Annotated in this window: 18 protein-coding genes; 11 read left to right on the top strand and 7 right to left on the bottom strand. The window is 69.5% G+C overall.

Features of this window, described 5'->3' with window-relative positions; genetic code table 11:
• Window positions 1-578: 578 nt before the first annotated feature.
• From ACFRMN_RS35060 to ACFRMN_RS35050, 3 genes are all read right to left on the bottom strand, one after another.
• Window positions 579-1,265, bottom strand: a complete 687-nt coding sequence (locus tag ACFRMN_RS35060) for an RES family NAD+ phosphorylase (RefSeq protein ID WP_383027653.1) — start codon at window positions 1,263-1,265, stop codon at window positions 579-581.
• A gap of 321 nt (window positions 1,266-1,586) precedes the next feature.
• Window positions 1,587-3,950: a WD40 repeat domain-containing protein gene (locus ACFRMN_RS35055; protein ID WP_383027651.1), complete on the bottom strand. Its 2,364-nt coding sequence runs from the start codon at window positions 3,948-3,950 to the stop codon at window positions 1,587-1,589.
• A complete protein-coding gene (locus ACFRMN_RS35050) occupies window positions 3,937-6,027 on the bottom strand; it encodes a hypothetical protein (RefSeq protein WP_383027648.1) in 2,091 nt (696 codons plus the stop codon). The genes ACFRMN_RS35055 and ACFRMN_RS35050 overlap by 14 nt, the downstream gene beginning before the upstream one ends.
• Before the next feature lie 119 nt (window positions 6,028-6,146).
• Between ACFRMN_RS35050 and ACFRMN_RS35045 the strand changes: the two genes are divergently transcribed.
• On the top strand, window positions 6,147-7,625 hold the full coding sequence (locus ACFRMN_RS35045; RefSeq protein ID WP_383027645.1) for a hypothetical protein: 1,479 nt from the start codon (window positions 6,147-6,149) through the stop codon (window positions 7,623-7,625).
• Window positions 7,626-7,765: 140 nt separating this feature from the next.
• Window positions 7,766-9,523, top strand: coding sequence for a class I adenylate-forming enzyme family protein (locus ACFRMN_RS35040; RefSeq protein ID WP_383027643.1), 1,758 nt, complete (start codon window positions 7,766-7,768; stop codon window positions 9,521-9,523).
• A 73-nt stretch (window positions 9,524-9,596) separates the two neighbouring features.
• Here the strand turns inward: ACFRMN_RS35040 and ACFRMN_RS35035 are convergent, their stop codons facing one another.
• Window positions 9,597-11,006 carry a M6 family metalloprotease domain-containing protein gene (locus tag ACFRMN_RS35035; protein WP_383027640.1) on the bottom strand — a complete coding sequence of 470 codons (1,410 nt, stop codon included), beginning with the start codon at window positions 11,004-11,006 and terminating at the stop codon, window positions 9,597-9,599.
• A gap of 303 nt (window positions 11,007-11,309) precedes the next feature.
• Between ACFRMN_RS35035 and ACFRMN_RS35030 the strand changes: the two genes are divergently transcribed.
• Window positions 11,310-11,966: a TetR/AcrR family transcriptional regulator gene (locus ACFRMN_RS35030; RefSeq protein ID WP_383027638.1), complete on the top strand. Its 657-nt coding sequence runs from the start codon at window positions 11,310-11,312 to the stop codon at window positions 11,964-11,966.
• A gap of 340 nt (window positions 11,967-12,306) precedes the next feature.
• Complete coding sequence (locus tag ACFRMN_RS35025; protein ID WP_383027635.1) at window positions 12,307-13,842, top strand: MFS transporter; 1,536 nt, start codon at window positions 12,307-12,309, stop codon at window positions 13,840-13,842.
• Window positions 13,843-14,029: 187 nt separating this feature from the next.
• Here ACFRMN_RS35025 and ACFRMN_RS35020 read toward each other — a convergent pair whose 3' ends face one another.
• The gene (locus tag ACFRMN_RS35020) at window positions 14,030-14,563 is read right to left on the bottom strand and encodes a MarR family winged helix-turn-helix transcriptional regulator (protein WP_383027731.1); all 534 of its coding nucleotides are present in this window, start codon (window positions 14,561-14,563) and stop codon (window positions 14,030-14,032) included.
• Between the two features lie 135 nt (window positions 14,564-14,698).
• Here ACFRMN_RS35020 and ACFRMN_RS35015 point away from each other — a divergent pair, with 135 nt between their 5' ends.
• Together ACFRMN_RS35015 and ACFRMN_RS35010 are read left to right on the top strand one after the other, a co-directional pair.
• Window positions 14,699-15,481 carry a dioxygenase gene (locus tag ACFRMN_RS35015; protein ID WP_383027633.1) on the top strand — a complete coding sequence of 261 codons (783 nt, stop codon included), beginning with the start codon at window positions 14,699-14,701 and terminating at the stop codon, window positions 15,479-15,481.
• Window positions 15,482-15,903: 422 nt separating this feature from the next.
• Complete coding sequence (locus tag ACFRMN_RS35010) at window positions 15,904-16,899, top strand: RNA polymerase sigma factor RpoD/SigA (RefSeq protein WP_383027630.1); 996 nt, start codon at window positions 15,904-15,906, stop codon at window positions 16,897-16,899.
• Between the two features lie 231 nt (window positions 16,900-17,130).
• Here the strand turns inward: ACFRMN_RS35010 and ACFRMN_RS35005 are convergent, their stop codons facing one another.
• A complete protein-coding gene (locus ACFRMN_RS35005) occupies window positions 17,131-18,105 on the bottom strand; it encodes a helix-turn-helix transcriptional regulator (RefSeq protein WP_383027628.1) in 975 nt (324 codons plus the stop codon).
• Between the two features lie 255 nt (window positions 18,106-18,360).
• Between ACFRMN_RS35005 and ACFRMN_RS35000 the strand changes: the two genes are divergently transcribed.
• The 5 genes from ACFRMN_RS35000 (at window position 18,361) to ACFRMN_RS34980 (ending at window position 25,479) form a co-directional block, all read left to right on the top strand.
• Entirely contained in the window at window positions 18,361-19,851 is a 1,491-nt protein-coding gene (locus ACFRMN_RS35000; protein ID WP_383027729.1) for an MFS transporter, read from the top strand.
• A gap of 184 nt (window positions 19,852-20,035) precedes the next feature.
• Entirely contained in the window at window positions 20,036-21,298 is a 1,263-nt protein-coding gene (locus ACFRMN_RS34995; RefSeq protein ID WP_383027625.1) for a S1 family peptidase, read from the top strand.
• A gap of 134 nt (window positions 21,299-21,432) precedes the next feature.
• Window positions 21,433-22,200, top strand: a complete 768-nt coding sequence (locus ACFRMN_RS34990) for a DeoR/GlpR family DNA-binding transcription regulator (protein WP_383027623.1) — start codon at window positions 21,433-21,435, stop codon at window positions 22,198-22,200.
• Window positions 22,201-22,217: 17 nt separating this feature from the next.
• A complete protein-coding gene (gene pfkB / locus ACFRMN_RS34985) occupies window positions 22,218-23,165 on the top strand; it encodes a 1-phosphofructokinase (RefSeq protein ID WP_383027620.1) in 948 nt (315 codons plus the stop codon).
• Between the two features lie 148 nt (window positions 23,166-23,313).
• Window positions 23,314-25,479, top strand: coding sequence for a fructose-specific PTS transporter subunit EIIC (locus tag ACFRMN_RS34980; protein ID WP_383027617.1), 2,166 nt, complete (start codon window positions 23,314-23,316; stop codon window positions 25,477-25,479).
• Between the two features lie 79 nt (window positions 25,480-25,558).
• Here ACFRMN_RS34980 and ACFRMN_RS34975 read toward each other — a convergent pair whose 3' ends face one another.
• Window positions 25,559-26,407, bottom strand: coding sequence for a DUF6227 family protein (locus ACFRMN_RS34975; RefSeq protein ID WP_383027614.1), 849 nt, complete (start codon window positions 26,405-26,407; stop codon window positions 25,559-25,561).
• Between the last annotated feature and the right edge of the window lie 149 nt (window positions 26,408-26,556).

The raw sequence follows: 26,556 nt of genomic DNA, 5'->3' as shown, positions 1-26,556 counted from the left end.
CCTGTCGCACGTCCGATGGAGTGCGGATGCGGGCTCGGCGCCGCTAGCTGGTGGGACGCTTCTGATGGGTGGATCCGCGGGGAAGCGTGACCTCTACGGACGTGACGGCGCTAGACGCCTGTGGTCAGCACCGCCGCATGCCGGTCTCGGAGGCAGATCCGGTGCTGGGCTGACTTAGAGGGTGCAGGCTGTGCGAGAGCTCGGTGCGGCGCCAGTAGCTCAGTCGGTCGGCCTGCGGAGCGCTGTCAGGGGGTATCAGCGCGATCGCGGGCGTGGCGATGGCGGCTGTTCGTAAGTGGTGGCTGACTGCGTTCATAGTCCCTCCCCAATAGTTCATGAGTTAAGGCTACCCAGAATCCACCGCCAACTCCACCGTTTTTGCGCTAACTCTGCTGCCTGATAGTTCGTCAAGGCCGGTGTGCGGAGCCGAGGTTGGGTCGCTGACGTGCGGCTTCACTCCGTCCCTGAGGTCTGACGGTGCCACATGGCGACTGAAGTTTTCCTTCGTTCGGGTTACGGGATTGATGGAGGTTTCAAGGTGGGTGAGACCAGGGGGTGGTGGGTGTGATGCCGCAGCGTCAGCGGATGGTGAGTCTGTACTCGTCAGCGACTGTGCGCAGCCCCTCGGTCTCCGGCCAGATGGGCTGACTCTCCACCTCTTCCAGGTCGACATCGCTGAAGATGGCCCAGCACTGACGCATCCCGAAGCGGGAGCGGTAGGCGATCCCGTGGATCAGCCGGCCCTGGTGCGGGTCGCGTTGTGCGATCGCCCAGGCGGCGATCTGGCGCGTCACCCTGCGGTTCGTGCCTTGGATGTGTTCGGCGGTCAGGCCGGTGATGCCGAACTGTGCCAGCTCTTCCTTGAGCTCTCTCGACAACGTGCTCAGGGTCTGCTCGTCGTCGACGTCCAAGAACCGTGCTTCCTTGGTCGGTTGCAACCGCACCAGCGTGTGCCGGGTGCGCCAGTCCTGGGGAAGGTTGCCGGGATTCATGAAGTAGGGCTCGTTCCAGTCGTCCCCGATGAACTCACGCAGTTCGGGATCCACGCGGAAAGGCGCCAGAGCTTCGGCGAAGCACCCGTCGAGGTCGGAGGCGCAGTACAAGGTGCCGTAGCTCACCAGGCTCCACCGGTTGCCCCCCGAGCGGCTGTCGTCCTCCCGGCTGATCTTGTTGTACTTACGCGGGTTCTTCGCCTTCCCCAGACGCCAGACCCCGCGCTCCGGTGCCGGTATGAGACTTACCTCTAACGGTGTGCCCTCGCTCATGGGCCACTCCTCACTCGGGTACGCACGTGCGCGTGTCGGTTCGCGGGTCTGGCTCGTTGCTCGCCGCGTGTGCGGTAGGGGCGGCGTGCTTCGCCGCGTGCAGGGGACAGGGCTCCATCTGCAAGGCATCCAGATCTATAAGGCATCCAGCCTCTCACGCGGTGTTGTGACGGGTGTTGGGCACGCACTCCCGGATGCCCAGGCGTCCGAGCGCGGCCGAACGATCATTTTCTGCTGCTGGGAAGGCGAGAGCGACTGATCCTGCCGATCCCATGAGGGGCGCACGAAGGATCTGAGGGGGCGCACGACCTATCTCGTAGGTCACAGGTCATCCAAGTCCAGCTCAAGAACGGCGACCCCGGCCTCTCCCGCCATGGCGAGGACGACCCTGCCGGTGGATTCACCGGAGAGACGTGCGGACAGCGTGTGCACGGGACTTCCCGTGGCCAGTTGCAGAACGCAGCACGAAGTCGCCGCATCCCAGAATCGGATCGTGCCGTCCCGGGAGGAACTGGCGATGTAGGAGCGGGGGAATTCGGCGGATGTCGTCCAGGTGGTGACGGCCTCGACGGCATCCGTATGGCCCTGAAGCGGTTCGCCGATGGGCGCGAGGGCGGAAAGGTCCCACAGGCGCACCGTGCCGTCATCTCCACCGCTGGCGAGGAAAGGGGGCAACGGGGAGGGGGTCGCGTTGATGGCTACGGCATTGATGATTCCCTGCCGACAGTAGAAGACGTGTCCGGGCGCACCGTCCGTGGTGTCCCACAGGCGCACTTGCCCGTCGGCGCTGCCGGAGGCGAACCAGTCCGCGCCGACTCCGTCGGACGCCGCGGCCACCGTTCGGACCGTGAAGGGATGCCGCCACAGCTGTAGTGGTTGTCCGCTCTCCAGGTCCCACAGCCGGACTGTGAAGTCGTCACCGCTGATGGCCAACCGTCGTCCACCGCGGGCCACCGTCGAGGCAAGGGCGCGTATCGGCTCGGAGTGCCCCTTGAGAAGGGTGTCGGCGGCGGTGGCGCGCACCGGGTCCCAGGACCGGATGCTGTGGTCGGAAGCCGCCCAGAGGAGCAAGCGCCGGCCCTGATTCTCCGGTGCCCAGGTGAGGGCGGGCGGCGGGCGCCGCGGGTCACTGCCGAACGTGCCGGTGGGCTTCCCGCTGAGAGTGTCCCAGACCTGGGTCTGCGCGGTGGCGTAGCTGACGGCCAGGTGTGGTGCGGCAGCGGAGTCCGGGGCGATCGCCGCGGTTACCGCGGCGGGGGCTGTGGCGGTGCCCTCGATCGCGCGGTGGATGGCGTGTGTGTCCCACAACCGGACGGTGTTGTCGCGGGCTGTGGAGGCGAGTCGGTCGGCGCCGTCGGTCGAGATCGTGCGCAGGGCGGTCACGGCGTCTGTGTGTCCGGTGAGCTGACCGGTCCGCTGCCCGGCGCCGATGTCCCACAGGATGATCGGTGATCCCGAGCCTGCCGCGGCGAGGAGGTCCACACCGCCGGTGTGCAGCGCCGCCAGGGCGGTGACGGGCTCTCCCTCCCCCGGGAAGGTGGTTCGGGCACCTGAGGCCGTGTCCCACAGGGTGATCGAGCCATCGCTGTGGCCTGTGGCGACCCAGCCCGGCACGCTCGTGTCGGTCAGGGACCTGACCGGAGCGCCGACGGGGTACTCACGCAGTAGTCGATGATCCGCGATGTCCCAGATCCTCAGTGTGCTGCCGACGCCGACCAGCAGCTGCCGGCCGCCGGGGCCGACAGTGAGGGCGAGTGCGAACGCGGCCTGTTCCAACGGGTGAGCGCTCATGTCGGCCAGGTGGTGTTCCTCCGAGTGGTGGTGTTCCTCCGAGTGCTCGCGCCACAGTTTCACGGCGCCGTCCCCGTTGATCGCTGCCACGGTCAACGCCCCCGCGTTGTCGCGATATCCGGTGACGGCTGAGATCCAGGTGTGTCCCCCGAACGTCATGTGATTGAGCAGCGTTCCTCGGATCGTGTCCCAGACGCGCACCGTGCCGTCGGTGCTGCCCGAGACAAGCGCTCCACCAACGGTGGACCGTGGCACGAAGAACAGGCACCGTACGTCGCCGTCGTGTGCGGGAATCCGGTCCCCGACAGGTGCGCCGGTTGCCGTGTCGATGAGTTCGATGCTGCCCGACACATGGCCCACGGCCAGCAGTTCGGCACCACCGGGGCCTTCGGCCGTGGCCAGCGACAGACTGCGACGGCTGAGTGTCGCGAGCACGTTGGACGGCGGCTCCCATCGCGACCAGAGGACGCACAGTCGGGAGCCCGTGAGTTCTGTGGCCTCCTGAGGGATGAGCCGGTGAGGAATGCCGGGATACCGTAAAGCGGTGTAGGCCAGGTGCAGGCTTGAGTACCGGGAGGGAAGATCCGCATCCTGGACGTAGGGCTCGACAGCGGCCCACGCGGTGAGCCAGGCCCGGTCCGCGTCAGGGGAGTGCGGGAGGCTGAGAAGCCCCCTGACCCCGTCGCCGGTGACCCACGGCAGCAGAGCGGGCGGCACATGGCTGTCATCCAGTGCCCCGCCGAGCGCGGCATGGTGAGCCAGATACCGGCTCAGGTAGGGGTGCGGTACGTTCACGGCGTCAGGCCTGACCAAACGCGCCAGTGTGGCCGCGATACGCGCGTGAGCCTGCTGCTCGTCGGCATGGGGATCCCTCTGCCGGTCATCCGGACTCATCCAAGGTCCTCCTCATCTCTTGCGGCGGTCGCGTCTCTTGCGGCGGTCGCGGCCACCGGCGCAGCATGGCCCCGAGTCGCTCATGGGCGGGCCGGTACACAACGTGGTCATCCTCGATGTCATGCGTGAGATACCCGGCGAGCCGGCCTCCTAGAAGCCGTCGGATCTTCTCGTCGGCGTGATCGAGGCGGGTCGGCAGCAGCTCTGAGGCCACGGCCGGCCATACCTGGGCCCAGGGAATCCCCCGGCCCAGCCCGAAAGCGGTGGCGCGCAGCAGCGCGAGTGCCTCCTCGCTGTTCAGGCCGTCATCGGTGACCTGGTCGAGGTCTTGCTCGAACAGGCCCACCGTGCCGCGGTCGAGCTGTGAGAGCCACAACGGGTCGCTGAGCAGCGTGACTCCGTCGCCGCGGCGTAATTGTTCGGAGGCCAGGCGCGCGTCGAGGAAAGACCGGCCCACATGACGCGCCACACACTCCGCCGCCGAGGTGATCACCGTCGGATCGGTACCCCAGGCGGCGCCGGCCAGCAGAGCCGCTGCGTAGGCAGCGATGTCCGCCCGTACCCCCTCGCCATCCGTACGCACTACCTGCGCCCCGGGGAAGACGATCAGCAATTCCCGCAACAGCCCTCGCAGGCCGGTGGCGACGGCCGCTTCCGGGGTACCCGGGCTGGTGCTGCGGACTCCGAGCAGAAGACGCAGGCCCTGGTGAGCGGGGGGCGATACGGCCGGCGCGGAGCCGACGGCCTGCGCGGGGATGGAGATCCTGCCCTCGCTGCCGGGCCCGCAGGCATAGGCGGCGAGAGGTACGAGAACATCGCGGACGCAGGCAACGGCGTCGGGGGATTCATCGAGGCCATCGACGACCACGGTGACCGTGTCTTCCTGACAGGCCGTGAAGAAGGCGCGCAGTCCTTCCTGCCATTGCCGCAGAGCATCTGTCGCGGGCTGCGTGCGGTCCCGCTCACAGCCCAGTCGGGTGCCGATGGCTTCGATCAGGCTCAACGGCCCGCGGTTGCGGGCGGATACCGCGACCTGGATGGATCCCTCGTCCGGAACGGTGTCCGCGGGTGCCTTGCTCACCGCCTCCGCGTAGCGCGGTGACGCTCTGAACGCGGAATCGCTGAGGGTCACCGCACGGGCCAGTACCGCGGACTTTCCACTGGCCGCGGTGCCCGTCACGATGAGGACGCCCGCGGGACCTTCGACGAAGCTCGTCAGCCGGCGGTTGAGTTCCTGGCGGCCGGAGAAGTACCAGCCGGGATCATCGCTGCCGGCCCGGCCGCTGGCGCGGTCCAGCCAGTACTCCAGTTCCTCGGGCGCCGCCGCGACCTCCTCCCGGGCCTGGGTGACCACCCGCGGTCTGGATTGGTAGCCGGGGTTGGGCAGAGTGGGGGTCGGGGCGCCGAGCTTGCCCTGGAGGACCGTGCGTGGACCGGCGAGCGAGAGACCCCGTTCTTTGTTGAGTCGCTCGGTGGCCTGCTCCAGGGCCTGGATGAATTCTGAGATCGACAGGTGAGGGCGGGCGATACCGGCCGCGTCCTGCAGCCACTCGAAGGCCATGCGCAGGACGACGGCGAACTCGCGGCCCAGTACCGGGGAACGGGTCGCCGTTGTCGCCACGACATTCAACGTCCTCTCAGGGGTCCCTGGCCGGGCAAGGTCGCGGACGAGGGCCCTCAGCTCCACGTCGATGCCTTCCGCCTCACAAGCGTTGACGATCGCCAACACGTGGCGGGCCCGCGAGTCGAGAGCGGCGATGACGACCTCGTTCGTCGGCATACCCGTCGCCGGCAGCCGGTCGGTGTCAGTGCCTGGCAGGAGCAGAAAGTGTCTGGTGGACGTGCCGACAGCGCCGTGTGACGTGATGTACAGGACCAGCGCCTCGTCCTCCGTCGCTTCCCGGATGCCGGAAGTGTGCAGAAAGCGCTCCACATCGTGACGTTCTTCCGGCGCGCGCAGAACGGTCTGTACGAACCCTTTCCCCGGTGCCGGGTCGGCCCGCCACCACGCGGTCACGACCGACAGTTGTTCCTCGATGGCTTTGGCGAACTCGGGATCCCCGTCCTCAACTGTCACGATGACCAGTGAGCCGGAGTGCGCCAACTCCGCGTCCGCTTCCCCCTGTGAGGACTTGGCCTGCCCGGCTAAGCCAATCTCCCCGTGCTCCCCCCGCATGTTCTCTATTGTTCACAGCCATGAATCGCCACGGGCCAGAACTCGCGAAATCCGCAGCCGGCGCCTCGGCTGTGATCGCCGACATCACCCAGGACGCCGTCGTCATCGTCCCCGGCATCATGGGCAGTGAGCTCTACGACACCGTCACCCAGAAGACCATCTGGGGCTTATCCGGTGTGTCGTGGCTCCTGAAGGCATGGACCCGGCCACAGGGCCTCGAAGCACTGCGCCTGACTCCGGAGGAACTGGAAGGCAGGACCAGCCGAATCAAGGCCACCCAACTGATGCGCCACTCGTCCTGGACCCCCTACCTCCAGGGATTCGAGCCCTACACCAACCTGATCAACGCTGTCCACAGCTGCGTCGCCGATTCGGCCGCCGTCCTGGAGTTCGCCTACGACTGGCGTCTCCCTGTCACCGTCAACGGCCGCCTCTTGGCCGAGGCCGCCCGCCGCCACCTGACTGCCTGGCGACTGCATCCCGCCCACGACGACGCCCGCCGCAACCGTGTCGACGAGCGCCCCGCACGCCTCGTCTTCGTCGCCCACTCCATGGGAGGTCTCGTCACCCGAGCCGCCCTTGATGCCACGAACGACAGTGACCTGGCCGACGACACCCGCGCCGTTCTCACCCTCGGCACGCCCTTCTACGGCGCGGTGAAAGCAACCGCGATCCTCAACACCGGGCGCGGCGCTCCAGTCCCGCTCCCGCACCGGCAACTGCGGTCCATCTCCGCCACCATGCCCGGCCTCCACGACCTTCTGCCGCAGTACGCCTGCCTCATCGAGGGAAACAACGTCCGTCGCCTCACCCCCAGCGATGTGACCAGCATCGGCGGTAACGCCGAGCTCGCCCAGGCAGCGGCTGACTTCCACGGGAAACAAGCCCACGTCATGCTGCCCGGCCACTGGGCCGTAGCCGGCACCAACCAGGCCACCTTGCAAAGTCTCGACATCCGCGACGGGGTGGTCCACCCGCATCACCATGGCGCTCGCCGGCACACCGGAGGTGACTTCATCCGCGACCCGCGCGGCGGCCTGCGGTTCTATGACGTCAAGGGCGACGGCACCGTCTACAAGGATTCCGCGGCCGTAGGGCCCGCTGTCACACCACTTCCGTTGCAGCATGGAGCCGTTGCCTCCGATCGCGTCGCGCTCAGGGCCGTCGCGGAAATACTGCGGGACGACGAACATCTCGGCCCGCCTCAGGGCACACCCGGCTGTGGGCTGGAGGTCCCCGATCTGGTAGCTGTCGGAACCCCTTGGACCATCGCGCTCAGCGGCGTGGATTCCTTGGCCGGCCTCCGGTGCGAGATAGCCGATGTCGCGGGTCAGAACTCACAAGTCCCCAAGCTGGGCTGGGGCGACGGACACATCAAGGCCAGAACCACCGTGAGCGTTCCGGGCCTGTACCGCGTCACCGTCCGCACCATCGACGGCCACACCGTCACCCAACTCGTACTGGCCAGTGAACCCGGCACCTCGCGGGAAGTGGATTGAGAGGTCGTGCGCCGGGCATCGCGCCAGGCGTGGTGCCGAGCGTGGCCGGCGCCGCACCGCGGGCGGCCCGGGTCGACTCCCTCGGGCCGGTGGAGTAGCGTCGCCTCCGTACTGAGCAAGCGCTTAGAGAGATTCCCGAGGTGCCCGTGTCGCACATCCTCACCGCGCCCGGGGCGCCCTTCGCGGTCGTACGCGCCGAGAACGGCTCGCTCGTCTACGCCGAAGGGCCGCGCACCCTGCGCGAGTTCGTCGAGCCGACCTGGGCCTTCGGCGATCAGCCGTTCCTAGTGGCGGAGGACCGGACGTATACGTACGGGGAGTTCTTCGCCGCCGCCTCCGCCCTCGCCAACCGGTTCCTCGATACGTACGGGCTGCGCCCCGGCGACCGTGCCGTCATCGCCATGCGCAACCACCCCGAGTGGCAGATCGCCTTCTGGGCCGCCCAGTTGGCGGGGCTGATCGCCGTGCCCCTCAACGCCTGGTGGACCGAGGACGAGTTCGGGTACGCGCTGGACGACTGCGTGCCGCGCGTTCTGCTCGTGGACGGTGAGCGGCTGCCGCACGTCAGCCGATGGGCCGAGAGACAGGGCCAGGGCCAGGGGGAGGGGCAGGGGCAGGGGCAGGGGCAGGGGCAGGGCGAGCGTGTGCGGATCGTCGTCTTCCACTACGAGGACCGCCATGGTTACGACGGCGAGGTCGGCGCCGACGTCGGCGTCGGCGTGGAGCGGTACGAGGATCTGCCCGCCCCCGATCCCGCCGCCGCGCCCCCCGACGTCGAGGTGCGGCCCGAGGACGACGCCACCATCATCTACACGTCGGGGACGACCGGTCGGCCCAAGGGCGCCGTCGCCACCCATCTCGCGCAGGCGGGCGCGGCCATGAACCCGCGCTTCCAGGCCGCCGCCTCCGCCCTCGGACGCGGGCAGATCCCCGGCCAGGGGCCCGCGCCCGTCTCGCTCATGACGTTCCCGTTCTTCCATGTGGCGGCGTTCACCAGCCTCTATTCGGCGATGGCCGTCGGCGGCACGCTCGTCCTGATGCGGAAGTGGGACGCGGGGCGGGCCCTGGAGCTGATCCACGAGCACCGGGTGACGCACTACGCGGGCGTCCCGGCCACCGCGCTCCAACTCCTGGACGAGGCGACGGCCCTGAACGACCCGCTGGAATCCCTCACCATGCTCGCCACCGGCGGCGCCGCCGCGCCGCCCGATCTGGTCGCCCGGCTCACCGCCCGCTACGGGGAGCGCGTCGAAGCCCGTAACGGCTACGGCCTGACGGAGACCTCCGGCGGAGTGCTCGCCAACTTCGGCGCCGACTACCGGCGGTTCCCGGCGAGCGTGGGACGTCCGACGCCCGTCACCGAAGTGCGGATCGCGGATCCGGCCGGCCGGATCCTGCCCGAGGGGGAGGTGGGGGAGCTGTGGCTGCGCGGCCAGTCGCTCGTACGCGGTTACTGGCGGGACGAGGCGGCGAGCGCGCGGGCGTTCTCCCGCGACGGCTGGTTCAGGACCGGTGACCTCGCGGTCGTACGGGACGAGGGGCGCGTCAGCGTCGTCGACCGGATCAAGGACATGATCGTCCGCGGTGGCGAGAACGTGTACTGCGTCGAGGTCGAGGACGTACTCCACGCCCACCCGGACGTCATCGACGCCGCCGTGCTCGGCGTCCCCCACCCGGTGCTGGGCGAGGAGGTCGCGGCGGTGGTGCGGATCAGGGCGGGGGCCGGGACGGACGCCGGGGAACTGCGGGCCCATGTCGGCCGTCGTCTCGCCGCGTTCAAGGTGCCGGCCCATGTGCTCGTACAGGAGGAGCCGTTGCCCCGTAACCCGACCGGCAAGATCCTCAAGCGTGAGCTGCGGGATCCCGTGGCGGAGCACATCCGCGCGCGGGAGGAATGACGGGAATGACCGCTCGGGGCCGCTCAGGGCCGCTCAGGGCCGCTCAGGGCCGCTCAGGACCGTTCGGGATCACTCATGAACGCTTCACTCTGATCTTGAAACTTCCGTCCGGCTCCTGCGAAAGCACCGATATCCGGATGCCGTTGTCCGGGTCGGTGAAGGTCTGCCCTGGCCGGTACGGCGCGTCCGAAAGCTCCGCGTGCACATTGGGCCTGCGCGTACAGCCGCCGCTGTTCGGCTTGCTGTCCGCGACGGTGATCGGGCCGCGCCCCGTGTCGACCTCGGAGTCCACGCGGTAGATCAGGACCCCCGGCTCGCAGACCGCCTCGTCGTTGCCCTCGCGCGTCCGTACCTCCACCGCGTACCCCGACTCCTTGGAGATCGGCACGAACGCCAGCTTCGGCCCGCCCGCGGTGGCCAGCGGCCCGAGCACATGGTCGCTGCTGCCCGCACCGGACGCGCAGCGGATCTGTTCGTCGTCGAGCCAGCCGAGCTTCCACTTGTGCCAGCCCAGCAGATCGTTGTTGGCGCCCCAGTCCTCGGACATGATGTCCCAGTGTCCGACCGAACTGCCGCCGTCCATCGTGTAGAGATCGGGCAGCCCGAAGACATGGCCGTTCTCGTGCGGCAGCACCCGGTATCCGGTCTCGGCGTACGATCCCGAGCCGTCGTCCTGGCGGCTGTAGACGAAGGACGTGTTGGAGAGCGGGGCGCCGTCCGCCTGCGGGGCGTCCGTGTTGCCGGAGAAGGTGACGGACAGGACGGTGTCCAGCGCCGAGGGGCCCGCGTTGGGCGTGACCAGTACGTTGATCAGGTCGTACGCGCTGAAGTCCACCTGGGGGTCGGTGACGGCCACGATGTCGTCGACCAGCTTCCGGTAGCCCGGCTCGTACGGTGACCCGCGCGCGATCCCGTACTCCGCGAAGGACAGCGGCATCCGTACCCAGTCCCGCAGCGGGGCTTCGGGGAGGTAGTCGAGACGCCCGTACGAACTGGTTCTGTACCACTCCGATGTCTTCGGGAAGAACTCGGAGAGCCGGTCGAGCGCCTTCCCCGGGCCCGGTGCGTCCGGGAAGTCGATCATGAGGTTGAGAGCGCGGACCTTGCCCGTGGAGCGGGAGTAGCCGGGAGGGGTGGGCAGGCCCTCCGACATCTGTACGGCGGTGCTTGAGGCGATACGGCACGGGCCGAGAGAGGACGCCATGGCCAGTCCCGGGCCCCCCGAGGCGGGGCCGGTGGCGTGGAGGGGCGAGCTCGCCGTGGTCAGGGCGGCGAGGGTGAGCGCGGTGAGGCCGGCGATGGCGGTGAGCCGGCGGGGGCCCTTGGCCCGGGCGACGATGCCACTGACGTGTGCGGTTCCGGTGTCGGTGCCGGTGTCGGTGTTTCCGGTTCCGCTCGTGTCCGCGGGGTCTTCTGTGGCTTCTATGGGGCCTGTGGCTCCGGCGCTGCCGCCGGCTCCGCGTATCTGACGCCTCTGCTGCATGCGGTCGCCCTTTACGTCCGCGGCAGTCGGCCGTCCTGACTGCGCTGTTCGATCACCCTGCGTCGGTCGGCGTGTCGGCGCTCGCTGGGTGCGCCGAACGTGGGTTCCCGCCACCGAATGGAGCAGGGTGACCCAGCTCACATGTTTGAGTGAAATAACCGGGGATGGCTTCCCCGTTTGCACCGGTGTCTCTGGAAAGCGGGGAAGCGATCCCCGCTTGCGATACCTGCGACACCTGCGACATCCGCCACACCTTTGGCACCCGCGACCTGCGAAGTGCTACGACCGAGGGAAGGGTTCGACGTGACCGCCACCGCAGCTGAAACCCCGGCGCGCCGAGTGTCCCGTCCGCGCGCGGACGCTCTGCGCAACCGGGAGCGGATCGTGGCGGCGGCTCGTGAGATGTTCGTGGAGTTCGGGCCCGAGGCCCCGCTCGACGAGATCGCTCGCCGTGCCGGCATCGGCAATGCCACGCTCTACCGGCATTTCGCCGACCGGTACGCCCTTGTTCATGCCGTAGTGCACTCCGTCATGGAGAGTGTCGCCGACCAGGCGGACCGTATCGCCGCGGCGGAGTCCGACCCGTTCATCGCGCTGCGCCGCTTCGTGCATGCCGCGGCCGACGAACGAATCGGAGCGCTCTGTCCGATGCTGTCCGCCACGTTCGACAGGGAACGTCCCGATCTGGACGCCCAGCGCGTGCGTCTGGAGACGGTCGTCGAAGGGCTCATGGAGCGGGCACGTCAGGCCGGAAGGCTGCGTGCGGATGTCGCCGTCGGTGATCTGATGGTGGCGCTGTCCCAGCTCACCCGCCCACTGCCAGGCACCGGCTGCCTGGGCATGGACCGGTTCATCCACCGGCATCTCCAGCTGTTCCTCGACGGCCTGGAAGCACCCGCCAGGTCCGAACTGACCGGCTCGGCCGTGACTCTGGAGGATCTGCGCCGCGCCGCTCCGTGACGCGCCCTTGAACCAACGCACCGGCCAGGCCCGCGAACCCCGGCGGCCAGGCCCCACAGGTCCCAGTAGCCCATTGCCTCCACGGTCCCACTAGTCCATTTCCAGCCCCACCAGCCCACCCCGTGGCCCGCAGACGCTCCGGTGGCTCCACCAGCACCGGCGGCTCCAGTGGCCCGTTCAGCTCAGAGGTCCGCCGGCCCATGCCCGAGCCCGCGGCCAGCGGCGCGCGCATCAGCGGCCGCACCAGAGACTCCGTTGACTCCATGACTTCGTAAGTCACGCAGCGTCGCATGCGCTTACGTGCGTTTTCGCCTTTACGCACCCTTAGGTGGATCCCTCCATGTCAAAAACAGCCGAAGCACGGCGCCCCGACCCGGGTGCCACGGCAGCCGACCCCAGCCGCTGGAAAGCGCTGGTGTTCATCGCCCTCGCGCAACTCATGGTCGTGCTCGACGCGACGATCGTGAATATCGCGCTGCCCTCCGCCCAGCAGGACCTGGGGATATCGGACGGCAACAAGCAGTGGGTCATCACCGCCTACGCCCTCGCCTTCGGCGGACTGCTCCTCTTCGGCGGACGCATCGCGGACCTGTGGGGCCGCAAGCGCACGTTCGTCACCGGCCTCATCGGCTTCGCCGCCGCGTCCGCCATCGGCGGCGCGGCCAACAGCGAGGGGCTGCTGCTCGGCGCCCGCGCGCTCCAGGGTGTCTTCGGCGCGCTGCTCGCGCCCGCCGCTCTGTCGCTGCTCGCCGTGACCTTCACCGATGCCAAGGAGCGGGCCAAGGCCTTCGGCATCTTCGGAGCGATCGCCGGTGGCGGTGGCGCCGTGGGCCTGATCCTCGGTGGATTCCTCACCGAGTACCTGGACTGGCGCTGGACGTTCTTCGTCAACATCCCGTTCGCGATCGTGGCCGCGCTGGGCGCGTACTTCGTGATCCGCGAGCCCGCGGCAGGCCGCAACCGCTCCGCGCTGGACATCCCCGGTGTCGTGCTCTCCACGCTGGGCCTGGTCTCGCTGGTGTACGGCTTCACCCGCGCCGAGTCCGACGGCTGGGGCGACGCGACGACGATCTCGCTCTTCGTCGCCGCCGCGGTCCTGCTCGCGACGTTCGTCGCCGTCGAGTCGAGGGTCAAGGCTCCGCTGCTGCCGCTGCGCGTGGTGACCAACCGCAACCGCGCCGGTGTCTATCTCTCGCTGGGCCTCGCCATCATCGGCATGTTCGGTCTGTTCCTCTTCCTGACGTACTACCTCCAGGTGGTCGAGGGGTACTCGCCGGTCAAGACGGGCTTCGCCTTCATGCCGATGATCGTGGGCATGATCACGGGCTCGACGCAGATCGGCGCCCGGCTGATGACCCGGGTGGCGCCGCGGTACCTGATGGGTCCCGGCTTCCTGGTCGCGTCCGTCGGCATGCTGCTGCTGACCCAGCTGGAGATCGGCTCCTCGTACACCGGCCTGATCCTGCCGGCGGAGCTGCTGCTCGGCCTCGGTATGGGTACGGCGTTCATGCCGGCCATGGCGCTCGCCACGCACGGCATCGAGCCGCGTGACGCGGGTGTCGCCTCGGCGATGGTGAACACCTCGCAGCAGGTGGGCGGCGCGATCGGGACGGCGCTGCTGAACACGATCGCGGCCTCGGCCACTACCGCGTACGTCGCCTCCCACGCGGCGACGGCCACCAACGCGCAGCTGCTGGAGCTCCAGGCCCTGGTGGCCGGCTTCTCCAGCGCCATCTGGTGGGCGGTCGGCATCCTGCTGGTCGCCGCGGCGATCGCCGTGACCCTCATCAACACGGGTCGTCCCGGTGCTTCGCCGGTCGCCTCGGGTGCCGAGGGCGCGGAGGACGAGATCAAGATGCCGGTGGCGATGCACTGACCGGCAAGGTCGTTGCCCTACGCCCTACGGCATGGGACTGCCCCGGCGCCGCCGCGATTCAGCGGTGGCACCGGGGCGGTTCCGCGTCAAGGGCGGTTCCGTGGACAGCTCCGTGGACAGCTCCGTGTCCGTAGAACGTCGTACGTCAGCGGCAGAACGTCGTACGTCAGCGGCAGAACGTCGTACGTCAGCGGCGCCAGGGCAGATCCGCGCCCGTACCCTCCGGCTGGAGCCCTTCCGCCATCACGCGCATGATCTCGCCGAGCTGCCCGACCTGCTCGGGGCTGAGCCGGTCGAAGATCGCCTGCCGTACGGCGGCGACATGGCCCGGCGCCGACTTCTCCAGGACATCGTTTCCCTGGTCCGTCAGGAACGCGTTCTGCCCGCGCTTGTCGGAAGGACAGTCCTCGCGCCGCACCCAGCCGTGCTGCTCCAGCCGCGCGATCGCGTGCGACAGCCGTGACCTGGTTATTTTGGCGTCCTTGGCCAGCTGGGTCATCCGCATCCGGCGCCGGGGAGCGCGCGCGAGATGCACGAGCAGGGCGTAGTAGATGTGCGGCATCCCGGCGTCGCGCTGGAGCTGGCGGTCGAGATGGTCCTCCAGCAGCGTGGTGGCCTGGAGATACGCCTGCCAGACGCGCTGCTCCTCGTCGCTGAGCCAGCGAGGCTCCCCGCCCGTACCGGCGCCGCTGCCGGTGGATGCCGTGGTCATGTGTTCCACTCTACCCATTCTTGAAAGTTAAACTAGGTCTGGTTAGGGTAGTGAGGAATTGAATGCTTGAGGGTTCAAGTGATTTCGGATGCTCAGGTAGTCAGTAGGCAGGTAGATGGATCGACCGACCGACTGGGAGTAGTCATGAACGCCGTCGCGGAGCGCATGCCCGCCCTCTACCTCTCCCATGGAGCCCCGCCACTGGCCGATGACCCGGTCTGGCCCGGCGAACTGGCCGCCTGGTCCACGACACTGCCCCGCCCCAAGGCGATCCTGATGGTCTCCGCGCACTGGGAAGAGGCCCCGCTCGCGCTCGGCGCGACCGAGACCGTGCCGCTGGTGTACGACTTCTGGGGCTTTCCGGAGCACTACTACACGGTGCGGTACGCGGCGCCGGGGGCGCCCGAGCTGGCCGACTCCGTACGGAAGCTGCTGCGCGGCGCCGGGACGCCGGTACAGGACGTGCCGGACCGCGGGCTCGATCATGGCGCGTATGTGCCCCTGAGGGAGATGTTCCCGGAGGCTGACATTCCGGTGCTCCAGGTCTCCATGCCCACGCTCGACCCGCGGAAGTTGCTGGAGATCGGGCGCAAGCTGGCGCCGCTGAGGGACGAGGGCGTACTGATCGTCGGCAGCGGCTTCTTCACCCACAACCTGGCCGCGCTGCGGCACACGGGCGGCGGGGTGCCCGGCTGGTCGGCGGAGTTCGACGACTGGGGTACGAGGGCGCTGCGGGCGCGGGATGTCGATGCTCTGCTCGACTTCGAGCACAAGGCCCCGGCCGGCCGCCTGGCCCACCCCCGTACTGAACACTTCGCGCCGCTCTTCGTGACGCTGGGGGCGTCGGAGGGGGAGCTGGAGAGCTGCCGGAGCGTGATCGACGGTTTCTGGATGGGCCTGGCGAAGAGGTCGGTGCAGTTCGGCTGACGAGCAGGCGTCGCTCACGTGCTCACCTGCTCACGTACTCACGTACTCACGTACTCACGGGCTCACGGGCTCACGGGCTCACGGGCTGAGGGGCTGAGGAGCCGACGGGCCGGCGACAGGCACCGGCGGGGTACGGGCTGAGCAACCAAAGACGGGCCCGAGCCGTCTTCAGGAATGTGGGGTTACAGGGACGGCTACGGGGATACGGGACGACCGGCTCCCGGCCCGCGCCCCCGCCCTGACCTGCGCTTCTGGACCTCCCCGCAGCACCGGCCGACTCCTCGCGGCGTCACAGGGTACTGCATGATCACAAAATCCATGTACGGCATGGGAATTCTGTCCGGATTCCAGTCGTTGTTTCCTTCGGATGCAGGGTACCCGGGAGGGTGTCGCGACCTACTCAGTTCAGTAAGGGAGCTCGCATGGCAACCCGTGCCGTCGCCCGTCGTACCGCCTCTGGCGGGACGAAAGCGGCAAGCGGTGTTCGCGCTGTAGGCGGGGAGATCGCCGACCGCGACCTGGTCGGCATGTACCTCGACGAGATCGCGCGTACGCCGCTGCTCGACGCCGCAAAGGAAGTCGAGCTGTCCCAGACCATCGAGGCAGGAGTCTACGCCCGGCAGATCCTCGACGGAGAGGTGAGGAGCGAGGCGGATGGCGCTTCGCGCGAAGAGCTTGAGGCGCTGGTCGCCGCGGGCGAGCGTGCGAAGGACATCTTCATCCGCTCGAACCTCCGCCTGGTGGTCGCCGTGGCGCGGCGCTACCCGCGCAGCGGTCTGCCCCTGCTGGACCTGATCCAGGAGGGCAATGCCGGCCTGGTGCGCGCCGTGGAGAAATTCGACTACGCCAAGGGCTTCAAGTTCTCCACGTACGCGACGTGGTGGATCCGCCAGGCCATCACGCGTTCCATAGCGGACCAGTCGCGGACGATCCGGCTGCCGGTGCATCTGGTGGAGGAGCTGGGCAGGATCCGACGCGTCCAGCGGGAGTTCAACCGCGAGAACGGACGGGATCCGGAGCCCGAAGAGGTCGCCGCGGAGCTGGGGTCGAACCCGGCGCGGATCAACGACGTACTGGACTGGGCGCGCGACCCGGTCAGTCTGAACATGTCGGTGGACGACGACGGGGACACGCAGTTCGGTGATCTGCTTGAGGACACCTCCGCGGTATCGCCCGAGCAGTCCGTGCTGACACTGCTCCGCAGTGAGGAGCTGGAGGATCTGATCGGCAAGCTCGACCAGCGCACGGCCTCGATCATCAAGATGCGGTACGGCATCGAGGACGGCCGCGAGCGGACGCTCACCGAGGTCGGCAAGCAGCACGGCCTGACTCGCGAGCGGATACGGCAGATCGAGAAGCACGCGCTGATGGAGCTGAAAAAGATGGCTCGCGACACAGGTTTCGACGCGGCGGCGTGACGTCGCCGCTCTGTGGCCGTAGTGTCGCCTTTACTCGTACTGTCTCTCCGAGCGGTACGTACGGGCCGATCCGTCGGCCCCCGAGAACGAGCCCCGGCACCAACCCCCCCCAGGTGCCGGGGCTCACCTCTGTCCAGTCTGTCCAGGGTGCCCCTCCGGGTTTCCGGGATGTGCCCCTTCGTGGAAGAGGCGGGCGCCTCCGTGGGCGAGGCGCCTTCGTGGGAGAGGCGCCTACGATGCCGCTTCCGGGACGGCCGCCCGGGTGAGCCTCGCCCCCAGTTCCCGCAGGTAGTCCGCCAGCCGGTCCGGCCGGTGCGCCGTGAACTCGCAGTCCAGCAGCGCCAGTCGCAGCGCCAGCCACTCCAGCGAGTCGTTCACCGAGGTGCGCAGCCGGCAGGAGTCCGGGCCGGTGGGTTCGGGCACGCCGAGACGGGCGGGGAGCCGCGCCGCCACGAACCGCGCGGGCGCCCGGAAGCTCACATCCACCTCCATTTGCGGCTGCATCCGGGACATCGACCGGCTCAGGAACTTCGCCGCGTCCCCGGCGGGCAGCTCGCGCTGGTGGAACCGCGCGCCGGTGGCGAAGGGCTCGCTGACCCGGTCGACCCGGAACGTACGCCAGTCCTCGCGCCCGAGGTCGTACGCCACCAGATACCAGCGCCGGCCGGTGGAGACGAGACGGTACGGCTCGACCTGCCGTTTCGTCTCCGTACCGTCGCCCGAGCGGTAGCCGAACCGCAGCCGCTCGGTGGCGGTGACCGCTGAGGCCATCACCGTCAGAGTGCGCGGATCGATGGTGGCGCCGTCGCCCTGGGTGAGGGGGATCGTCGCGGCCTGGAGTGTGGAGACGCGGCGGCGCAGTCGGGAGGGCAGCACCTGCTCCAGCTTGGCGAGCGCCCGTACGGAGGCCTCCTCGACGCCCTCGATGGCGTGCCCCGCGCCGGCGCGCAGCCCGACGGCGATGGCGACGGCCTCCTCGTCGTCCAGGAGCAGCGGCGGCATGGCGGTGCCGGCGACCAGCCGGTAGCCGCCCGCCGTGCCCATGGTGGCTTCGACGGGGTAGCCGAGGGCGCGCAGCCGGTCGATGTCGCGGCGGATGGTGCGCGGGCTGACGGCGAGCCGCTCGGCCAGCTCGCTGCCCGGCCACTCGCGTGGAGTCTGGAGGAGGGAGAGCAGACTGAGGAGCCGTGCCGGGGTGTCGGTCATGGCATCCATGGTGCGCGCTCTCTAGGACATGTTCTGGCCTAGATGGTCCCTAGCTTCTTCCGCATGAGTTCTTCGCCCGCCTCTTCCTCGCCTTCCGCGCCTCCTTCTCTTTCTGCCTCAACGTCTGTGGCTGTTCTGGACAAGGCGTCCACCTCCGGTGCCGACGCCAGTGCCGGTGCCGGTGCCGAGTCCGAGTCCGGTCCCGGCGCTTCGGGCAGGGGCGACCGTCGTCGCTGGCTGGCCCTCGCCGTCGTCATGACCGCCGCGTTCATGGACCTGGTCGACGTCACGATCGTCAATATCGCCATCCCGAGCATCGAACGGGACCTGGGCGCCTCATTCGGGGCCATCCAGTGGATCACCGCCGGATATGCCCTCGCCTTCGCCGCCGGGCTGATCACAGGCGGTCGGCTCGGTGACATATACGGCCGCAAGCGGCTCTTCCTGATCGGTATCACCGGCTTCACGATCGCCTCCGCGCTCTGCGGCTTCGCCGCGAGCCCGGAGATGCTGGCCGGCTCACGGCTGCTCCAGGGCGCGATGGCGGCGATGATGGTGCCGCAGGTGCTCGCGATCATCCATGTCACCTTCCCCGCGCACGAACGCGGCAAGGTCTTCGGGATGTTCGGCGCGATCGTCGGCCTCGGCGCCGTCTCGGGACCGCTGCTCGGCGCGCTGCTGACGCAGTGGAACATCGCCGGGCTGGAGTGGCGGCCGATCTTTCTGATCAATCTGCCGGTCGGGATCGCGGGCGTACTGCTCGGCCGGAAGTTCATCATCGAGTCCAAGGCACCCAAGGCGCTCCGGCTCGACCTGGTCGGCGTGGTGCTGGTGATCGCCGCGCTGCTGATGCTGATCTACCCGCTCACGCGCGGGCGCGAGCTGGGCTGGCCGCTGTGGGGCCATCTGTGCATGGCGGGCAGCGTGCTGGTGTTCGCGGGCTTCGTGGCGTACGAGAAGAGGAAGACGCGCAAGGACGGTTCGCCGCTCGTCGAGCTGTCGCTGTTCAAGGTGAAGAGCTTCGCCGCGGGTATCGCCGTGCAGCTGACCTTCGGGGTCGCTCTGGGCATCTTCTTCCTGGTCTGGACGCTCTATATGCAGATCGGTCTCGGCTGGAGCCCGCTGCGGGCGGGGCTCACGGGCGTGCCGTTCTCGCTCGCGGTCTCGGTGGCGGCGGGGCTGTCCGTACAGAAGCTGGTGCCGCGCTTCGGCCGGAAGGTGCTCCAGACCGGCGCGCTGACGATGGCCGCGGGGCTGCTGCTCTACATCTGGGAAGCCGGGCGGTACGGAATGGAGATCCACGCCTGGCAGATGGCGCTGCCGCTGACGGTGATGGGGCTCGGTATGGGCCTGATCGTCGCGCCGCTGACGGACGCGGTGCTGTCCGGGGTGCCGCGTGAGCACGCGGGCTCGGCGTCCGGTCTGATCAACACGACGCAGCAGATGGGCAGCGCGCTGGGGCTCGGGCTGGTGTCGGTGGTGTTCTTCGGGGTGGTCGACGACCGCGTCGTGGGAGCCTCGGCCGGCGACCCTTTGGCGGTCGGCATGGCCTTCGTGGACGGATTCCAGCACGCGCTCTGGTGGGTGGTCGCGGTGCTCGTGGCGATCTTCGGGGTGATGTTCGCGCTGCCGGCGCGGCCGAAGCAGCAGGTGGAGGAGCCGGTCGCGGAGGAGTCGGCCGCGGAGGAGCCGACTGTGGAGGAGCCGGCTGTGGAGGAGCCGGCTGTGGAGGCCGCTCGGACGTAACAGCCATGCGCATACGGAGACTCGCACCAGACAGGCGTCAGGGTGCGGGTCTCCGTCGTTGTCGTTGGTTCGCGTACCGCCGAGCTGAACGCAACTCAGACCTCCCGCGTATCAAGGCCCATAGCGCGTAACGCGTTTCGTCTGCTGCCGACGAGCGGACTCCGTCCCCACAGGAGGTCACGAGTTGAGCCACAAACGCATACCCAAGCGGAAGATCGTCCTCGCCGGGGGAGGCGCCGCCGCCGTGGTTGCCGCCGCGATTCTGCTGCCCCAGGCCAATGCCTCGCAGAGCGAATCCAACCCGTCTCCGGCCCCCGCGCCCAAGACGCTGAGCGCCTTATCCGCGGGGGACCTCGCCTCGCGGATGGCCGCGCGGCTGGGTCCGGCCTTCGCCGGTGCCTACTACGACAAGGACAAGCGGCAGGTCACCGTCAATGTCGTCGGCGACGACAACGATATGCGTGCCGAAGTCGCCAGGGCGGGAGCCGTGGTGCGGAGCGTCAAGAACAGCACGGCCCAACTGGAGTCCGCCGCAACGACATTGCGGCGCGAGGCCACCATTCCGGGTACCGCGTGGGCCGTCGATCCGAAGACCAACCAGATCCAGGTCACGGCGGACCGCACCGTCACCGGCGACGAGTGGAACCGGATCGAGTCCACGGTCGAGTCGTTGGGCGCGGACACGGCTCGTATCAAGAAGTCCGCCGGCGAGTTCAAGACCGTGGCCGCGGGCGGTGACGCCATCTTCGGCGGCGGCGCGCGCTGCTCGCTCGGCTTCAACGTCATCGACGGGAACGGCGCGCCCGGCTTCCTCACCGCCGGCCACTGCGGAGTCGCCGCCGCCGAGTGGTCGGACGCCGCGGGCGGGGCGCCGGTGGGCACCGTGCAGCAGGCGACCTTCCCGGGCGACGGCGACTTCGCGTTCGTCGGTTACGACGACGCCACCACCCAGGCCCCGAGTGCGGTCGACACGGGTGACGGACAGATCGTGGAGATCACCGGAGCCGCCGAGGCCACGGTGGGCCAGGCGGTGATCCGTATGGGCAGCACCACAGGGCTGAACGACGGCTCGGTCACCGGCCTCGACGCCACCGTCAACTACGCGGAGGGTACGGTCACCGGCCTGATCCAGACCGACGTCTGCGCGGAGCCCGGCGACAGCGGCGGCCCCCTCTTCACCGCGGACGGCAGCGCCATCGGTCTGACCTCCGGTGGCAGCGGGGACTGCACCGTCGGCGGCGAGACGTTCTTCCAGCCGGTGACCACCGCGCTGGCCGCGGCGGGCGCACAGATCGGCGACGGGTCGGTCGGCGACGGGTCGGCCGGGGACGGGTCGGCCGGGGACGGGTCGGCCGGGGACGGGTCGGTCGGCGACGGGTCCGTCGGGAATGAGGGCGGCGAGGGAGCCGTCGACTACGGCGAGAGCGCCGCCGCCGAGAACGGCTGACGCCTGACGCCTGACTCTGTCGGGGGGCGCCCGACTCTGTCCGTACCGTGCCCGGATCTGTTTACTTTCTGGAAATCTGGGCGTAGCGTGTCGCCGAAACCACAGGTTCGGGCACGGAACGGACGTAAAACCACATGTACGCACCGGAGCGTCAGCAGGAGATCCTGCGCCTCGCACGCGAGGGCGGCCGCGTCGATGTGCTGTCGCTCGCCGAGGAGTTCCAGGTCACAGCGGAGACCGTACGGCGTGATCTCAAGGCCCTGGACAGGGCCGGGCTCGTACGGCGTGTGCATGGTGGGGCCATACCGGCCGGGCGGCTCGACTTCGAGCCCGATCTCGCGGAGCGCGAGTCCACCGCCGCCGATGAGAAGGACCGTATCGCGCACGCGGCGCTCGCCGAGCTGCCGGAGGACGGCAGCGTGATCCTGGACGCCGGTTCGACCGTGGCGCGGCTCGCGGCGGCGCTGCCGCTGGAGTGCGGGCTCACCGTCGTCACCCACGCGCTGCCCGTCGCCGCCCGCCTGGCCGATCACCCGGGCATCGATCTCCATCTGGTCGGGGGCAGGGTGCGGCACCGAACGCGCGCCGCCGTCGACGCCTGGGCCCTGCGCGCGTACGGCGAGATCCGCGCCGATGTCGTCTTCCTCGGCACGAACGGGTTCTCGCCGGAGGGCGGTCTCACTACCCCGGACCTCGCCGAAGCCGCGGTCAAGCGGGCGCTCGTCGGCGCCGCCCGGCGGGTGGTGCTGCTCGCCGATTCCGCCAAGCACGGCCAGGAGCACTTCGCGCGCTTCGGCGCTCTCGCCGATGTCGACCTGCTCATCACCGACAGCGGGCTGAGCCCCTCGGACGTCGCGGCGGTAGAGGCCGCGGGGACCGAAGTGCGGTGCGTCCAGCCGTGAGTCCAGGAGAGCGCCGCATGATTCTCACCGTCACCCCGAACCCGAGCCTGGACCGTACGTACGAGGTCCCTGCCCTCGACCGGGGCGAGGTGCTGCGGGCCACGGCCGAGCGCATGGACCCCGGTGGCAAGGGGGTCAATGTCTCGCGGGCCGTCGCCGCCGCGGGCCGGCGTACGGTCGCGGTACTGCCACTCGGTGGTGCGCCCGGCGCACTCGTCGCCGAACTGCTCGCGGGGCAGGGCATCGAGGTCGCGCCGGTTCCGGTCGTCGGCGCGACCCGTTCCAATATCGCGCTCGCCGAGCCGGACGGCACCCTGACGAAGATCAACGCGCCGGGTCCCGAACTGACGGCCGTCGAGTCGGAGTCGCTGCTCTCCACGATCCGTACGCACGCGGGCACGGCCGCCTGGATCGCCTGCTGCGGCAGCCTGCCGCGCGGCCTCGCACCGGAGTGGTACGCCGAACTGGTCGCCCGCGCGCATCGCGCCGGGGCCAGGATCGCGCTCGACACCTCGGGGCCCTCGCTGCTGGCCGCGCTCCGGGAGCGGCCGGACGTCGTCAAGCCGAACGCCGAAGAGCTGGCCCAGGCCGTCGGCCGCCCACTGGCGACGGTGGGCGACGCGGTCAAGGCCGCGGAGGAACTGCGGACGTACGGCGCCGGGGCCGTGCTCGCCAGCCTCGGCGCGGACGGCCAGCTGCTGGTCTCGGACGTGGGGACGTACTTCGGCTCCGCCGCCGTCGCCACGGTCCGCAGTAATGTCGGTGCGGGCGACGCCTCACTGGCCGGCTTCCTGGCGGCGGGCGGCGAAGGCCCCGACGCTCTCGCGTCCGCCGTCGCGCATGGCGCGGCGGCGGTGCAGCTGCCGGGCAGCGTGATGCCGTCGCCCGCGGACCTGGACCCGTCCGCGGTCACGGTGACCGCGGACGTCCCGCTGGACCGTCCTCTCACGGAGCCTGTCTCATGAGTCCGTCCCCTGCCACCCGGCATCCCGCCGCCCGGCACCCGGCCACCCCTTCCGCTGCCCCTCCTGCCGGCCCTCCCTCTCCCTCCCCCTCTCCTGCCTCCTCCCCCACTCACCTGACCCGCGCGATAAGCAAGCGAAGGAGCCCGCGATGAGCGACATGATCACCGCGGACCTGGTCGACCTCGACCTGGCCGCCGAGACGAAGGAAGCCGCGGCCCGCTCGCTGGCCGAACGGATGGTGACCCTGGGCCGGGTTACCGACCTGGACGGCTTCCTGGCCGATGTGGCCGCGCGCGAGGCGCAGATGCCGACCGGACTCGACGGCGGTATCGGTATCCCGCACTGCCGCAGTGCCCATGTCAGCGAACCCACGCTGGCCTTCGGCCGCTCGGCACGGGGCATCGACTTCGGAGCGCCGGACGGTCCGGCGGATCTGATCTTCCTGATAGCGGCCCCGGCCGGTGCCGACGACGCCCATCTGACGATCCTCTCCGCCCTGGCGCGGCGCCTGATGAACGAGGACTTCACGACTGCGCTGCGTACGGCTACGGACGCGACCGCGGCGGCGTCGCTGATTCGCGGCGCGGACGCCACACGGCCCGAGCCCGAGCCGGGGTCCGGGCCCGAGCCGGGGCCCGAGCCCGAGCCGGGGTCCGAGCCCGCCGCTTCTGCCGAGCCCGCCGCGCCGGTAACGCCGACGGAGGAGCCCCCGGCAGCGGAGGAGCCCCCGGCCGGGGAGGAGCCCGTGGTCGCGGCCGTGCCTCCGGCAGCCGAGGAGCCCGAGACGTCCGCCGACCGCGTCTTCCGGATCGTCGCCGTCACCTCTTGCCCCACCGGGATCGCCCACACCTATATGGCCGCCGAGGCGCTGGAACAGGCCGGGCAGCAGGCGGGCGTCGAGGTGGTCGTCGAGCCGCAGGGATCCGCCGGGTTCAATCGGCTCGCCCCCGCCGTCATCGCCGCCGCCGACGCCGTGATCTTCGCGCACGATGTGCCGGTACGGGAGAAGGAGCGGTTCGCCGGGAAGCCCACCGTCGACGTAGGCGTCAAGGCGGGCATCAACCGGCCCGCCGAACTGATCGCCGAGGTGCGTGGCAAGGCGGAACGCGGCGAGGTCACCGGTACGGCGAGCGACCACGCCTCACCCGTGGACAACGCGGGCGAACCGGGCGAGGGCTACGGCACCAAGCTGCGTAAGTGGCTGATGTCCGGCGTGAGTTACATGGTCCCGTTCGTGGCCGCGGGCGGGCTTCTCATCGCCCTCGGCTTCGCCATCGGCGGCTACACCATCAATAAGGCCCCTTCCGTCGCCGAGCACTTCATCTGGACGGACCACACCAGCTGGGCCGCCCTGCTGTTCCAGGTCGGCGGCCTGGCGTTCAGCTTCCTGGTGCCGGTCCTCGCGGGCTATATCGCGTACGGGATGGCCGACCGCCCCGGTCTGGTGCCCGGCTTCGTCGGCGGCTCCATCGCCCTCACCATCAACGCGGGCTTCCTGGGCGGCCTGGCCGCCGGTCTGATCGCCGGTGGCACGGTGATGGCCATCCAGAAGCTGAGGGTCCCCGCCCCGCTGCGCGGCATCATGCCGGTCGTCGTGATCCCGCTGATCTCCTCCGCGGTCGTCGGCTTCCTGATGTTCCTGGTGGTCGGGAAGCCCATCGCCTCACTCCAAAAGGCGCTGACCGACTGGCTGTCCGGTCTCTCCGGCGCCAACGCGATCATCCTCGGCGTCATCCTCGGCCTGATGATGTGCTTCGACCTGGGCGGCCCGCTGAACAAGGTCGCGTACGCCTTCGCGGTCGGCGGCCTCGCCAACCCCAACGAGGGCAGCCTCAAGGTCATGGCCGCCGTGATGGCCGCCGGCATGGTCCCGCCGCTCGCCATGGCGCTGGCCACGACCGTACGCGGCAGGCTGTTCACCCGTACCGAACGGGAGAACGGCAAGGCGGCCTGGGTGCTCGGCGCCTCCTTCATCACCGAGGGCGCGATCCCCTTCGCGGCCGCCGACCCGCTGCGGGTGATCCCGTCCGCGATGGCGGGCGGCGCGGTCACCGGCGGGCTGTCGATGCTCTTCGAGTGCACGCTGCGGGCCCCGCACGGCGGCATCTTCGTGATCCCGCTGATCGGCAATCCGTTCCTCTACCTGATCGCGATCGCGGTGGGTACGGCGGTGAGCGCCGGGCTGGTCATCCTGCTCAAGGGAGCCCGCAGGACGGGCCGCCCGGACCACACGGCGGACGCCGGAAGCGCCGGTGGTGGCATCACCGGTGACGGGGAAGCCGGGACGGACGTCAAGGTACCGGTGGCCGCCTGAGCCGGGTCTTCGTGGTCGTACGCCGTCCGCCACTGACGGCGTACGACCCACCCCGTCCCGCCCTCGTCCTCATCGCATGTCATCGCACCTGCGCGCGGAGCTCCATGGCCTCGCGCGCGAGGTGTTCCGTCTCGTACACCTCGCACATATGACGGCCGTCCGGAGTCGCCGTGTGCTCCACCTCCCACAGGCTCGTCTCGCTGCCGTCGATCAGCAGGAACGCGTGCTCGTAGAGCATGAACCCGGCGTCCTTGCCCTCGACCTGGCACTGTCTGCCGAAGACCTGCGTGATGTGGTGCGCGAATGCCGTCCGCAGCAGCCGCGCGGTCTCCTCGCCCGGCCGGTCGGCGTTCTCCGCCCGGCGCAGCACCCGGCGGGCATGGTCCGGGGAGTTGTCCGGCGAGTACATCCGGTGCCGTGGAACCGGCGTCGACGGCATGGCGCGCAGACCGCGGAGCAGGGCGAGATGCGCGTCGATCTCGGCCGTGCGCTCGGACTCCAGCTCCGCGAGCAGACCTGCCGCGACATCGTCCATGGGCGGCCCGTCCGGATCGCGCACCGTTTCCGGTCCCGCTGACCCGTCACCGGAGAGCCGCGGCGCCTCGGGGCTGCCGGGGCGGCAGAGACGGGCCGCGGCCAGCTGCGCCTCGGACTCCTCCGCGTACAGCTCGTGCGAACGCGCCTCGTCCCGGCCGGTGTTGTGCACCAGCTCCCAGAGACTGAGCGCGCTGCCGTCCACGAGCAGATACGTGTGTCGGTACGTCTCGCGGTGCAGCCCCGCACTGTGGTGCGCGGAGCACAGCGAGCTGGCGTGCGCCAGCGCATGGCTCAGTTGCCCGACCAATGCGTCCGGCAGGTCGAAGGAGTTGAGTGCCCGACCCAGGAGTCGCTCGAGGTGCGTCTCGGTTGTCTCGTAGGGATCGTTCAAGATGGGTCTCCAGGCCGTCGCCACATGTCACTTGGTGATTGCATAACGTAGTGCCTAGTGTCTTGTGATTCTGTTTGTGGAACCTGAGGCGTCCGTGGTCGTTGAGTCGGGTATGGATCTTTCCTCTGAACAGATGGCTGAGCTGCGGG

This window comes from Streptomyces sp. NPDC056835 (assembly GCF_042789485.1).
GTDB lineage: Bacteria > Actinomycetota > Actinomycetes > Streptomycetales > Streptomycetaceae > Streptomyces.
This window is presented reverse-complemented; position numbering and strand designations above follow the sequence as displayed.

What these genes read in the sequence shown, in the direction of transcription:
- ACFRMN_RS35060 (WP_383027653.1), bottom strand. Translation starts at nt 1,265, where the DNA reads ATGAGCGAGGGCACACCGTTAGAGGTAAGTCTCATACCGGCACCGGAG.
- ACFRMN_RS35055 (WP_383027651.1), bottom strand. Translation starts at nt 3,950, where the DNA reads ATGAGTCCGGATGACCGGCAGAGGGATCCCCATGCCGACGAGCAGCAG.
- ACFRMN_RS35045 (WP_383027645.1), top strand. Translation starts at nt 6,147, where the DNA reads ATGAATCGCCACGGGCCAGAACTCGCGAAATCCGCAGCCGGCGCCTCG.
- ACFRMN_RS35035 (WP_383027640.1), bottom strand. Translation starts at nt 11,006, where the DNA reads ATGCAGCAGAGGCGTCAGATACGCGGAGCCGGCGGCAGCGCCGGAGCC.
- ACFRMN_RS35025 (WP_383027635.1), top strand. Translation starts at nt 12,307, where the DNA reads ATGTCAAAAACAGCCGAAGCACGGCGCCCCGACCCGGGTGCCACGGCA.
- ACFRMN_RS35015 (WP_383027633.1), top strand. Translation starts at nt 14,699, where the DNA reads ATGAACGCCGTCGCGGAGCGCATGCCCGCCCTCTACCTCTCCCATGGA.
- ACFRMN_RS35010 (WP_383027630.1), top strand. Translation starts at nt 15,904, where the DNA reads ATGGCAACCCGTGCCGTCGCCCGTCGTACCGCCTCTGGCGGGACGAAA.
- ACFRMN_RS35005 (WP_383027628.1), bottom strand. Translation starts at nt 18,105, where the DNA reads ATGACCGACACCCCGGCACGGCTCCTCAGTCTGCTCTCCCTCCTCCAG.
- ACFRMN_RS35000 (WP_383027729.1), top strand. Translation starts at nt 18,361, where the DNA reads ATGACCGCCGCGTTCATGGACCTGGTCGACGTCACGATCGTCAATATC.
- ACFRMN_RS34990 (WP_383027623.1), top strand. Translation starts at nt 21,433, where the DNA reads ATGTACGCACCGGAGCGTCAGCAGGAGATCCTGCGCCTCGCACGCGAG.
- pfkB (WP_383027620.1), top strand. Translation starts at nt 22,218, where the DNA reads ATGATTCTCACCGTCACCCCGAACCCGAGCCTGGACCGTACGTACGAG.
- ACFRMN_RS34980 (WP_383027617.1), top strand. Translation starts at nt 23,314, where the DNA reads ATGAGCGACATGATCACCGCGGACCTGGTCGACCTCGACCTGGCCGCC.